Raw genomic sequence first — 13,668 nt, forward strand, 5'->3', positions numbered from 1 at the left:
TTTATAATATTTTAATATTGTATTATTATACATAAGTATTTTTTTATTTAACATAAGTATGTTATCAATAATTTAATAGTTTATTTTTCAATTTCAAAATTTTTTCTATTAATAGTTTTATTATAATTTTTATAGATTTATATATTTTGGGTTCTATTATTGTTTTGATATTTGTTTTATTTTTGTTTAAGTCAATTTTTCCATTTATTTTTAAATTTTCATTTTTAGTTATCAATAAAATATTGTTTAAATATATTATTCCATTTGATATTTTACTTATTCCTAATATTTTTTTAAAAAATATTTTTTTAGGTAATAAATCATTTATAATGATATTTACATTTATGAAAATAAGTTTAATATTTATTTTTTTTATTATTTTTTTTACATTAATATTTTTTATTAAACCTTTATTTAAATTAATTTCAATTATTCCATTTAAGCGATTATTTATATTATTTAATGATATCTTATTCCATGTTAAATAATATTTTATAAAAAAATTTGAATTGTTTATTGGCACTTGTATATTTAAATATTTAAATAAATTTTGAATATTATGTCCATATATATTACCTATTAAAATTATTTTGTGTTTTTTTGTGATTTTTATTATTACATGTGTTTTGGAATGAAAATTTGAATTATTTGTTTTATTTATATCAAATGATATTTTTTTATTTGAAAAACTTATGTTTTTTGCGTATAAAATGATGTCGTTTAACCAACATTTGTTAATGTTTATTTTTTTTATTGGTATTTTATCAATATTAATTTTTTTATTTATACAATGAATATAAATTTTACAAAAATTATTTTTATTAAATGTTATTTCTATAATATTTTTGTTTTTTATGATTTTTAATCTAATTGTATTTTCATTTTTATATATAATAAAAATTATATTTTTATATATTAATCCCGTTATATTTATATAGTTTATATTAATTTTTATATATTTAATTGAGATTATGTTATTTCTTTTTAATGTAAGATTGTTTATTATGTTTTTTATCCATTTTTGATTGTTATTAATGTTGTTTTTTAATGTGTATTGATTTTTTGAATTTATCAAATCAAGAAATATTTTTAATTTGTTTTTAATGAATATTGTGCTATTTAATATTTCTTTTTTTTCTATTTTTATTTTAATATTTATTTTTTTTGTATTTCCGATGATTATATTATTTATATGAATTGTTTTTTTTTTTATATTAATTAATGAATTTATTATATTAAATTCATTTTTATTTTTTATATTAATTAAGAATTTTATTATATAATTTATATTATAGTTTATTAAATTTATATTTATTTTACTTGTTAATTTTGATAATTCTATTTTATTTTTTATATTTTTTTTTAATTTATTAAAATTTATGTAAATGTCACAATAAATGTTTTCGTTATTTTTAATTTTTATTTTTAATTCTTTATTATACAAAAATATTTTAGAAAAAATATTTTTACTTTTTTTAATGTTATTTTTGTATTTTTTTTTTGTATAAAAACTTAAACAAAATTTTTTTTTTAATAAAATTTTATTATTTATATTTATATATTTTATATTAAATTTTATTTTTTTTTTTATTTTGTTTATTTTTATTTTTGTATCTTTTATATTAATAAAATATGTATTTTTTTCATTAATATTTTTATAGTAAAGATATTTTATTTGTATTTTATCTGATTTTTTTTGTTCGTTTTTTATTTTACTTGATATGTAAAAGTTAATTTTACCCTTTGTATAATTTTTTTGTTCATTATTTTTAAGATTGTATATTTTATTAACATAAATTTTATTTTTTATATTAAATAAAAGTTTAACTATTTTAGTTTTAAAATCTATTTTTATTTTTGTTTTATTCTTTTTATTATTTAATAAATTAATTATCGATTTATTTTTTAAAAAATATTTTTTTTTATTAATATATAAATTAAAAGATATTATTTTATATTCTTTTTTAATTGGATCAAATATATTTAATTTACTTTTAGATATATTTAAATTATTAAATTTGCTAAATATTTTTTTAATATTTTTTAGATTAGGTAGAAATAATTTTTCATTTTTTTTTAGGTTTATTGAATTAGTATTTATATTTAATTTTTTTATTTTTAAATGGTTTATATAAAAATTTAAGTTATAAATTGTTTTTTTTATATCTATTGTAAAAATTAATTTATTTATCAGTATTTTGTCTTTATTCGGATATATTATAAATATTTTTTTTATTTTTATTAAAGGATTAAATAAATTAAATTTTCCTTGAATTGATTTAACATGTATTGAAATATTTTTATATTTTGATATTGAATAAAATATTATTTCTGAATAATTTTTTAAATTTATTAAAATTAAATTAATATTGATTATTATATATGTTATTGCAATGGTTAATATTGTTATAATTATTGATAATATTTTTAATAATTTTCTCACTATTTGCTCATTTATTTATATAAGTATTTAATTTTTAATAAAAATTTTTTTTTATTAATTTTTATTTAATATAAAAATATTTATTGATATCAAGAGTATTATTTTTTATTTAACATAATTATTATGTTCTTATTATATTGTATTTAATTTCATAGGTAATATTTTGATAAAAAAATATTTCATTTATTTTTTTATAACTACCTAAGTGTAAATTTAATAATTTTAATATATATTTAATTTAAATTTTAAATGATAATTTATTTAAAAAAAATGTGATTTTTTATAATTACTTTGAATATAATTAACTTATAGTAATAAAATGTTTATTTATAAGAAAATAATATTGAATTTAATTTTCAGGTTTTTAATTAATATTTAAAAGGTTAATAAATATATTTTTATTTAATTAAATATTAATTATTTATTTAAATATTTTAAGATAAATTAAAATTATCTTCAGTTTAATAGATATGATAAATAATTTTTTAAAGTTATTATTTTTATTAAAATATATATTTTTAGATTATATGATAATATTTATTTAAATTTTATATTTTTAAAATATTTAATAATATTAATTTTTACATATTAATATTTAATTTTTATAAAATTTTATTTATATTTATTGAAAATTAATTTTTTTTTTTAAAGATTGGTTTTTAAATAAATTTTATTAAGTATATTTAATTATTTGTATATAGAATATGATTTTTGTATACATGAAATTTATAAAAATAATAAAATTAATATTTATTAGTATTTTTGGAGTCATTTTTTAATTTTTTATTTTAAAATTGATAATATTGTGAGTTGATATGTTAACAAAATATATTTTTGTGACTGGAGGTGTTGTATCATCTTTGGGTAAAGGTGTAGCTTCTGCTGCTCTGGCTAATATTTTGGAGTCCAGACAATTAGAAATAACGATTATGAAATTAGATCCTTACATAAATATTGATTCTGGGACTATAAGTCCTATTCAACATGGAGAAGTTTTTGTTACAGAAGATGGGTCTGAAACTGATTTAGATCTAGGACATTATGAAAGGTTTATTCAAAGTAAAATGACATATCGTAATAATTGTACGACAGGACGTATTTATAATGAAGTTATATGTAAAGAAAGAAAAGGAGATTATTTAGGATCTACTATTCAAGTGATACCTCATATTACAGATATGATTAAGAAAAAAATTATTGCATGTGGTTATGGTTATGATGTATTAATTGTAGAGGTTGGTGGTACTGTTGGAGATATAGAATCCCTACCGTTTTTGGAAGCTATTCGTCAAATGAGTATTGATTTTACTCGTAGAAATACAATGTATATACATTTAACATTTGTTCCATATATTAAAACTGCAAGAGAAATAAAAACAAAACCCACTCAGCATTCTGTTAAAGAATTGTTATCTATAGGTATTCAACCTGACGTATTAATTTGTAGATCCGATGATTTAATTTCCTCCAGTAGTTTAAATAAAATTGTATTATTTTGTAATGTAAATAACGATGCTGTTATATCACTCGTAAACCTTAATTCCATTTATAAGATACCCAAATTATTTAAAAAGCAAAAATTAGATAATTATGTTTGTAAACATTTAAACATGATCTTACCCCAGGCTAATTTATCTGCGTGGGATGAAATTGTTTATAAAGAAGAAAATACGGTTTATTATGTTACCATTGGAATGGTCGGTAAATATGTTAAATTTCCTGATGCATATAAGTCTGTTTTAGAAGCTATAAAACATAGTGGTTTACATAATCGTACTTTAGTAGATGTTAGGTTGATTAATTCTAAAGATCTAGAAAATGGTGATTTTACTCTCTTAAGTGATTTACATGGTATTTTGATTCCTGGTGGTTTTGGTTGTAAGGGTATTGATGGTAAGTTATTTGCTACTAAATATGCACGTGAAAACAATATACCTTTTTTAGGTATTTGTTTGGGTATACAAATTGTTTTTATTGAATATGTACGTAATGTATTAGGTATTTATGAAGCTGATTCAGTGGAATTTAATCCAACATGCAAATATCCAATAATTTCTTTAATTAATAAGTGTAGTAATAATAAATATGAATTTATAAATAATAGTAATTTAGGTGGAACAATGAGGTTAGGTAATAGGAAATGTTTATTAAGTAGTAATAGTTTAGCAAGAAATTTATATTCTTCTGATATTATTTTAGAACGACATAGACATCGTTATGCTATAAATAAATTTTTATTGAAAGATATTGTTAATACTGAGCTTGTTATTTCTGGTATTTCCGTAACCAATGAATTGGTTGAAATAGTAGAAATTATAACACATCCATGGTTTTTAGCATGTCAATTTCATCCAGAATTTAATTCTACTCCATTACGTGCCCATCCATTATTTATAGGTTTTATTAATGCAGCAAATAAATATAAAAATTACAATTAATTTTTTTAAATATTTTTTGGAGAATTCAATGTTCAAAATTATCAAAGTTTTTAGTAGAGAAATATTAGATTCAAGAGGAAATCCTACAGTAGAATCAGAAGTACATTTATCGGGTGGTTTTGTGGGATTATCATCTGTGCCTTCTGGATCTTCTACTGGTATTAAAGAAGCATTAGAATTACGTGATCTTGATAATGAAAGATTTTTGGGTAAAGGTGTTATAAAAGCAGTTAATAATGTTAATAATATTATATCTAATAAAATTATAGGAAAAGATGCTAGAGATCAAGTAAATATTGATCAAATAATGATTGATCTAGATGGCACAGAAAATAAATCTAATTTAGGAGCTAATGCTATTTTATCTGTTTCTTTAGCTGTAGCTAAAGCTGCATCTTTATCTAAAAATATTCCATTATACGCATATATTGCTGAAATTAATAATACAAAAAATAAATTTTCTATACCACTACCTATGATGAATATTATTAATGGTGGCATGCATTCTAATAATAATATTGATATTCAAGAATTTATGATTCAACCTATTCTTGCTAAAAATATAAAGGAATCTTTACAAATTTGTCATAGAATTTTTTATTTTTTGGGGGATATTTTAAAATCTAGAGGTATGAATACAAATGTTGGTGATGAAGGAGGATATGCTCCAAACTTATCTTCTAATGAAGAATGTTTACTTATAATAAAACAAGCCATAATAAATGCTGGATATGAATTTGGTAAAGATATTATTTTGGCTTTAGATTGTGCAGCTTCCGAATTATATGATGAGAAAAATAAAATTTATAAATTAAAAGGTGAAAATAAAAATTTTTCATCTAAAGAATTCACATCTTATTTAGATAAATTGGTACAAGAATATTCTATATCTTCAATTGAAGATGGTCAGTCTGAATTAGATTTAGATGGATATTTGTATCAAACTCATATTTTGGGTAAACGTGTTCAATTAGTTGGTGATGATTTATTTGCTACAAATAAGAAATATTTAAAAATTGGAATAGATAAGGGGATCGCTAATTCAATTTTGATTAAATTAAATCAAATTGGTACTTTGACTGAAACTTTATCTGTTATTAGAACAGCAAAAATTAGGGGTTATACTACAATTATTTCACATCGTTCTGGAGAAACTGAAGATGCTTTTATTTCAGATTTAGCTGTAGGAACTTCAGCGGGACAAATAAAAACTGGTTCTATAACCAGATCTGATCGTATTGCGAAATATAATCAATTAATTCGTATAGAAGAACATCTTGGAGAAAGAGCAATATTTAATGGTATTAATGAAATAAAGACATTTTAATATAAAATGTCTTTATTTTTTTTATTTATATATTTTTTATAATATATTAATTGCATTACATTTTTTAAAAAAAATTTTTAAATTTGCTAAAATAGATTTTTGTGATGCTCGTATCCAAGATCTTGGGTCATAATATGTTTTATTAGGTTTATTTATATCAATTGGGTTTCCAATTTGTGTTTTTAAATATTTTTTATATTTTTTATAATATTTTAAAATACCTACCCAAGTAGCCCATTGTATATCAGTATCTATATTTATTTTTACTACTCCATAATTTATAGATTCTTTTATGTCTTCTATAGTTGATCCTGAGCCTCCATGGAAAACAAAATCTAAATAGTTATGTGGTAAATTGTGTTTGTTACTTACATATTTTTGTGATTTTTTTAAAATTTTAGGTAGTAGTTTTATATTACCTGGCTTATATACCCCATGCACATTACCGAATGAAGCTGCTATTATAAAGTTAGGACTTATAGATATTAAATTTTTATATGCATAGTTTACATCTTCAGGTTTTGTATATAAATTAGTTTTTTTTATTTTTCTATTGTCAATGCCATCTTCTTCTCCTCCTGTACATCCTAATTCTATTTCTAATATCATATCTATTTTTTTTATAATTGTTAAATATCTTTTAGAAATTTTAATATTTTTTTCTAATATTTCATTAGATAAATCAATCATATGTGAAGAAAATAATGGTATTCCCTTATTTTTATAATATATTTGTCCTGCTATTAATAATTTATCGATCCATGGTAAAAGTTTTTTATTACAGTGGTCAGTATGTAAGATAACTGGTATTCCATATTCTTTTGCCATTAAATGTACATGTTTAGCTGCTGATATTGCTCCTATAACAGCTAAATGATGTTTTTTTTTTGATTCTTTGCAATTTCCAGAAATAAATTTAGCTCCTCCGTAAGACAATTGAATAATTACAGGTGATTTAATATTATTTGCTGTTTCAAGTACTGCATTTATTGAATCTATTCCTATACAATTTATAGCTGGGATAGCAAATTTTTTTTCTTTTGCTATATTAAATATTTTTTTCATATCATGGCTGTTTAAAACACCAGGATTTAATATATCTAGAATTTTAGTCATAAAAAACCCTTAAAATTAAATTTAAAATAATATTTTATATTTGATATTTTATTTATAAAATATAATTATATGAAATATTAAATTTAATTTAAAGTAACAATTTATTAAATTTTTTTTTTTGTTTTTTTAAAATTGATATTACAGGTAATTCTTTTCCTTCTATTAATTCTAAAAACGCTCCTCCTCCCGTAGAAATATAGGAAATTTTTTCTTTTATATTAAATATATTTATTGCTGATAATGTATCCCCTCCTCCTGCTATAGAAAATGCTTTGCTTTTTGCTATACTATAAGCTATTTCTTTTGTTCCTTTTTTAAAATTTTTAAATTCAAAAACCCCTACAGGACCATTCCATAATATTGTATTAGCTTTATTTATTAATATTTTTATCTTATTTATAGTTTTGTCACCTATATCCATTATTTCTTCTTCATCTAAGATTTCATTAATTTTTTTGTATGTTGATGTTGCAGTTTCGGAAAACTCAGTACTTACGTAACAATCTGTAGGTATTATAAATGAATATTTTTCTTTTAAATATTTTGCTGTTTCTATAAATTCAGGTTCGTATAAAGATTTACCTATTTTATTATCTATTGCTATAAAGGTATTAGCTATTCCTCCACCTACTATTACATTATCTGCTATTTTTGCAAGTGAATTTAATATATTAAATTTAGTAGATACTTTTGATCCTCCCACAATGGCTACCATAGGTCTTTTAGGTTTTTTAAGCGCTTTATTTAAAGAATTTAATTCTTTTAATAATAATGGCCCTGCACATGATATTTTTGCGAATTTACTTATACCATAAGTGGATGAATGACAACGATGTATACTTGCAAATGCATCCATGATGAATATATCGCATAACGATGCATATTTTTTAGATAATTTTTCGTCATTTTTTTTTTCACCTATATTAAATCTTACATTTTCTAATATTATTAATTCATTTTCTTTTATTTTTATCTTTATTTTTTCTAAATAATTTTTTATTAAAATTATTTTTTTATTTTTAAATATTTTTTGTAAATAATATACTATTGGTTTTAATGACAATTTATCATTGTATTCACCTTCTATAGGTCTTCCTAAATGTGAAGTAATTATTATTTTTGCTTTCTTTTTAAGAGCTATATTTATTGTAGGGATGAATGCTTTAATTTTTTCATCTGAAATAATATTTTTTTCTTTCATTGGAATATTTAAATCAGCACGTATTAATATTTTTTTATCTTTAAGGTTTAAATCGGTCATTTTGATTATAGACATAATAAAACCTCCTAAATTGATTTTAAATAAATATATATATTTTTTTTTTAATTATAAAAATTTTGATGCTATTACTAATGTAGTATCAATCATTCTATTAGCAAACCCCCATTCATTGTCACACCAAGCTAATATTTTTACTAAATTTTTATTATTAGTTTTATTTTGTCTTCCGTCTATAATTGCACTATGAGAATCATGATTAAAATTATTAGATATTAAAGGTAATTCTGTATATTTCATTATTCTTTTTAATTTTTTTTTGGAAGCGTTTTCTAAACTAGAATTTACATTATATATATTTACTTTATCTTTAAGAAAAATATTTAAAATTGATGCTATCACATTTGTAGTAGGTATTCTAATTGCATTTGCAGTAAATTTATTTTTGAATGTTGGTAAAATTTTTGTAATATTTTTTGTTAAATTAGTATTTATAGGGATTATTGAATGTATAGAGGATCTAATTAGATTTAGATCATTATTATAATTATCAATAATATTTTGATCGTTCATTGATGGATGGATTATAGTTATAAAACCATGTTTAACACCAAATTTATCATCTAATATTTTAATAATAGGAATAGCACAATTTGAGGTGCATGATGCATTAGATATTACGTTATCTGTTTGTTTTAAGTTTTTATGGTTTATCCCAAATACTATTATTTTATCTATATTTTTATTTCCAGGGTATGAAAATAAAAATTTTTTTATTCCTGAAAGCAAATGTTTTCTTCTATTTTTAGTTTTTTTATAAGTTCCTGTACAGTCAAGAACTATATTTATTTTTAATTCTTTCCATGATAATTGATTTATTTTTTTATATTGCAGAATTTTTATTCTGTCTTTATTAATTTTTAAAATATCACCATTTTTATTTATTTTATATGGAAATTTACCTTGAGTTGTATCATATTCTAGCAAGTATGGTATTAGGTTTATATTTTTCTTTTTATTAATTGCAACTACATTAATTTTTTTTTGACGTTTTATTTCACATAAAGCTCTTATAACACTACGTCTAATCCTACCAAAACCATTAATTGCTATATGAATAGTCATTTCAATCCTATATAATTTTTTTATTTTAATATCAATAATATTCAAATTATTTATAGAAAATAATATTATTCTTTATTTTTTAATTAAATTATAATATTGATTTTGCTTTTTTTATAATATTATTTGTAGTAAAACCAAAATTTTTAAATAAATCTTCATTTTTTCCAGATTTACCAAATGTTTTCATTCCTATGATTATACCATCAAGTCCAATATATTTAAACCAATAATCTGAATAACTTGCTTCTATTGCTATTCTTTTTTTTATTTTTGAAGGTAGTATAGATTCTCTGTATTCTTTGTTTTGTTTGTCAAATATATCCGTAGATGGCATTGATATAATTCTAATTTTATACCCGCTAGATATTAATTTATCATATGCTTTTACAGCTAATTGTACTTCTGAACCTGTTGCAATTATAATTAATTGAGGTTTATTTTTAGTTGAATTATCTCTTATTATATATCCACCTCTTTTTATTTTATTTAATGTATTTTTGTTTCTTTTTTGATACATTGTATCTTGTCTTGATAGAATTAGGGTTGTAGGAGAATTTTTATTTTCAATGGCATATTTCCATGCAAAAAATGTTTCTATTTGATCACATGGTCTCCAAAGATTTATATTAGGTATACTTCTAATGTTTGCTATTTGTTCTACTGGTTGATGTGTTGGTCCATCTTCTCCAACACCTATAGAATCATGTGTATAAATTAATATTTGTCTAATATTCATTAAAGATGCCATTCTAACAGCATTTTTTGCGTAATCAAAAAATGTCAAAAAAGTAGCTGTTGAAGGTATAAATCCACCATAAATTGATATACCATTTGCTATTGCTGTCATACCAAATTCTCTTACCCCATAATAAATATAATTTCCATTATCATTAGTGTTTATATCTTTTGTGTTTGAACTTGTTGTTAGGTTGCTTGCTGATAAATCAGCTGATCCTCCTAAATATTCGGGTAATATTTTATTAATATTATTAATTATATTTTGTGATGCTTTTCTAGTAGAAATATTTTTTTTATTTTTTTTTAAATCAATAAAAAGATTTTTCATATCTTTTTTCCAATTTACAGGTAAATTTCTTTTTACTCTTCTTTTTAATTCTTGACATAAATTTGGATATATTTTTTTATAAGATTTAAATTTTTTATTCCATTTATTTTCTTGATTTTCCCCTTTTTCTCTTGCATCCCATAATTTATATATTATTTGTGGAATAAAGAATGGTTTATATTTCCATTTTAGTTTTTCTCTTGTTAATAATATTTCTTCTTTATTTAAAGGTGAACCATGTATTTCGTTTGTTCCAGATTTATTTGGTGAACCATAACCTATTATTGTTTTACATATAATAAGTGATGGTTTTTCAGATTCTTTTTTTGCTTTTTTAATAGATTCTTTTATTTTTTCTGAATTATGTCCATCTATGTTAGAAATAACATTCCATTTATATGCTTTAAATCTTTGTGTTATGTTTTCAATGAAATAATTTTTTGTTTGTCCATCAATTGATATACCATTGTCATCGTAAAATACTATTAATTTATTTAATTTTAGTTTTCCTGCTAAGGAACATACTTCATGTGAAATTCCTTCCATCATACATCCATCTCCAACAAATACATATGTATAATGATTTATTATATCGAATTCTTTTTTATTAAATTGTTTACTTAATAGTTTTTCAGAGATTGCAAAACCAATACCGTTTGCAAGTCCTTGTCCTAAGGGTCCTGTAGTAGTTTCTATACCTATATTCTTTTCAATTTCAGGGTGTCCAGGAGTTTTAGAATTAATAGTCCTAAATGATTTTAAATCTTTTATAGATAAATTATATCCTGTCAAATGCAATATACTATAAATTAACATTGATGCATGTCCATTAGATAAAACAAACCTATCTCTGTTTATCCATCTGGGATTATTAGGGTTGTGATTTAAATAATCTCTCCATAATACTTCAGCGATATCTGCCATCCCCATAGGCGCTCCTGGATGACCTGATTGAGCTTTATATATTGCATCAATTGTTAGTATTCTGATAGCATTTGCTAATTCTTTACGTGATATCATTTTATAACTCTTTAGTACAGTTTTTTTTATAATTTATTATTATATACTAAATTGTTAATTACATATATTTAATAAAAAATTATTTTTTATATAAATAATTTATTTGTTCGATTAAACCAGTATTTCTTTTTGTATAATATTGTATTGATTTGTATAAGGTTTTTTTATTTGTATATATTATCATTTTTTTTTTTGCTCTTGTAATTGCTGTATATATTAGTTTTTTGTTTAATATTGGTATATGTTCATTTGGTAATATCAAGCTTACTTTTTCAAATTCTGATCCTTGTGCTTTATGTACTGTAATAGACCATGCTGATTTGTAATGTTTTATAAATTCTATGGGTATTTTTTTGATATCTTTTTGTTTTTTTTTGAAAAAAATATTAGGTTTTTTATTCTTATCCAATAAAATGATACCTATATTTCCATTGTATATTTTTAAATTATAATCGTTTTTTGTTATTATTATAGGCTGACCTATGTACCATTTTTTCATTTTATTTTTATAATTTATTAATTTCTTTTCTATTAGAATTAATTTGATATCATAATTTATTTTTTTTGTTCCAAAATTTCCTTTTTTTAGTGCACATAGTAATTGATGTTTATTCAAATAATTTATTATATTAATTATAGGTTTTTTATTTTTTAACATATTTAGAATTTTTTTGTAAATTTTAATAAATTTATGTATTAATATTGAATAATTATTTTTTTTATTTATATTTATTAATTTTATATCTTTAAGGCCTGAATTTAATAAACTTTTTACTTTAACCATATTGTTTGAATTTATTGCTTTAGCTATTTTTGCTATACCAGAATTTTTTTTAAAACGATAATTTTTTTTTAACATATATATATTATTACATAGCATATTAGATTTATAATTTTTATTAAAATTTTTTTTGTGTATAATATATGATATATTTTGTTTATTTTTTTTTAATTTATATATATCTGATAATATATTACCTATTCCTATAGGATCTAATTGATCCTTATCTCCTATAAAGATTATTTGTGTTTTAGTTTGTATGGCTGAAATTATATTTGATATAACTTGCATATCTAGCATAGATGATTCATCAATAATTAATACATCTATATTTAATGTATTTTCTTTTTTATAATAAATTTTATTTTTATAATAATTTAAGCCTATTAATGTATGTATAGTATATGCTTGTTTGGGAATACATTTTTTATTTTTTATTATTATTTTTTTGTTTTTTATTTTTTTGTTTATTTCTTCTGTTAATTTAGCGGCTGATTTGCCAGTAGGAGTGGCTAATTTTATATTAATTTTTTTTTTGGCATTATATAATAATAATATTATTATCTTTTTTATTAGTGTTGTTTTTCCTGTACCAGGACCTCCCATTATAAAAGTTATTTTTTTAGTTAGTGCAAGTTTTGCAGCTATTTTTAGATGTTTATCAGTTTTATTGAATAAATTATTTATATTAATTTTTAGTTTTTTGTAATTTATATAATTATTTTTTTTATTTATATTTAAAAATTTGGCTATTTTATTTTCCATTTTCCATATCTTGTATAAATATATTTTATTATTAAATATAATTATTGGAGTTATTTTTTTTTCATTGTATATACTTACTATATTAAATTTTAGTAATGATTTTAAAATATTTATTTTTGTTATTTTTTTTCTTTTATTTTTTAGTATTTGTTTTTTAATTTTTTTTAATAATTTTTCTATTGGTAAACATGAACTACCTTGTTTCATTTCAGCATGTAATGTTGCAATAGTAAGAATAAGTAGTTTTACTTTTTTTTTTAGGATAATTTTTGCAAAATTTAGATTATTTTCTGTTATTATTTTATTTTTTAAAAATAATTTTATTATATTTGAAATATTTTTTAACATATATATTAAATATTTATGTT

The 13,668-nt window shown here is 20.1% G+C and carries 8 protein-coding genes; 2 read left to right on the forward strand and 6 right to left on the reverse strand.

Features of this window, described 5'->3' with window-relative positions; genetic code table 11:
* Positions 1 to 64: 64 nt before the first annotated feature.
* Positions 65 to 2,443, reverse strand: coding sequence for a YhdP family protein (locus tag ONB71_RS00835; RefSeq protein ID WP_274360697.1), 2,379 nt, complete (start codon positions 2,441 to 2,443; stop codon positions 65 to 67).
* An 815-nt stretch (positions 2,444 to 3,258) separates the two neighbouring features.
* Between ONB71_RS00835 and ONB71_RS00840 the strand changes: the two genes are divergently transcribed.
* Positions 3,259 to 4,881 carry a CTP synthase gene (locus tag ONB71_RS00840; RefSeq protein WP_274360698.1) on the forward strand — a complete coding sequence of 541 codons (1,623 nt, stop codon included), beginning with the start codon at positions 3,259 to 3,261 and terminating at the stop codon, positions 4,879 to 4,881.
* 28 nt (positions 4,882 to 4,909) lie between these two features.
* Positions 4,910 to 6,208 carry a phosphopyruvate hydratase gene (eno, locus tag ONB71_RS00845; protein ID WP_274360699.1) on the forward strand — a complete coding sequence of 433 codons (1,299 nt, stop codon included), beginning with the start codon at positions 4,910 to 4,912 and terminating at the stop codon, positions 6,206 to 6,208.
* 36 nt (positions 6,209 to 6,244) lie between these two features.
* On the opposite strand, the gene fbaA is transcribed toward eno, so the two are convergent.
* From fbaA to recD, 5 genes are all read right to left on the reverse strand, one after another.
* Positions 6,245 to 7,324, reverse strand: coding sequence for a class II fructose-bisphosphate aldolase (gene fbaA, locus ONB71_RS00850; RefSeq protein WP_274360700.1), 1,080 nt, complete (start codon positions 7,322 to 7,324; stop codon positions 6,245 to 6,247).
* An 88-nt stretch (positions 7,325 to 7,412) separates the two neighbouring features.
* Positions 7,413 to 8,600: a phosphoglycerate kinase gene (locus ONB71_RS00855; RefSeq protein WP_274360701.1), complete on the reverse strand. Its 1,188-nt coding sequence runs from the start codon at positions 8,598 to 8,600 to the stop codon at positions 7,413 to 7,415.
* Positions 8,601 to 8,651: 51 nt separating this feature from the next.
* Positions 8,652 to 9,668, reverse strand: a complete 1,017-nt coding sequence (locus ONB71_RS00860) for a glyceraldehyde 3-phosphate dehydrogenase NAD-binding domain-containing protein (RefSeq protein ID WP_274360702.1) — start codon at positions 9,666 to 9,668, stop codon at positions 8,652 to 8,654.
* An 88-nt stretch (positions 9,669 to 9,756) separates the two neighbouring features.
* Complete coding sequence (tkt, locus tag ONB71_RS00865) at positions 9,757 to 11,754, reverse strand: transketolase (protein WP_274360703.1); 1,998 nt, start codon at positions 11,752 to 11,754, stop codon at positions 9,757 to 9,759.
* Between the two features lie 79 nt (positions 11,755 to 11,833).
* Positions 11,834 to 13,648 carry an exodeoxyribonuclease V subunit alpha gene (gene recD, locus ONB71_RS00870; protein ID WP_274360704.1) on the reverse strand — a complete coding sequence of 605 codons (1,815 nt, stop codon included), beginning with the start codon at positions 13,646 to 13,648 and terminating at the stop codon, positions 11,834 to 11,836.
* Between the last annotated feature and the right edge of the window lie 20 nt (positions 13,649 to 13,668).

It is taken from the genome of Candidatus Purcelliella pentastirinorum (assembly GCF_028748785.1).
GTDB lineage: Bacteria > Pseudomonadota > Gammaproteobacteria > Enterobacterales > Enterobacteriaceae > Purcelliella > Purcelliella pentastirinorum_A.

Excerpts from the sequence above, each read along its gene's own strand:
- ONB71_RS00840 (WP_274360698.1), top strand. The coding sequence starts at position 3,259 with ATGTTAACAAAATATATTTTTGTGACTGGAGGTGTTGTATCATCTTTG.
- eno (WP_274360699.1), top strand. The coding sequence starts at position 4,910 with ATGTTCAAAATTATCAAAGTTTTTAGTAGAGAAATATTAGATTCAAGA.
- fbaA (WP_274360700.1), bottom strand. The coding sequence starts at position 7,324 with ATGACTAAAATTCTAGATATATTAAATCCTGGTGTTTTAAACAGCCAT.
- ONB71_RS00855 (WP_274360701.1), bottom strand. The coding sequence starts at position 8,600 with ATGTCTATAATCAAAATGACCGATTTAAACCTTAAAGATAAAAAAATA.
- ONB71_RS00860 (WP_274360702.1), bottom strand. The coding sequence starts at position 9,668 with ATGACTATTCATATAGCAATTAATGGTTTTGGTAGGATTAGACGTAGT.
- tkt (WP_274360703.1), bottom strand. The coding sequence starts at position 11,754 with ATGATATCACGTAAAGAATTAGCAAATGCTATCAGAATACTAACAATT.
- recD (WP_274360704.1), bottom strand. The coding sequence starts at position 13,648 with ATGTTAAAAAATATTTCAAATATAATAAAATTATTTTTAAAAAATAAA.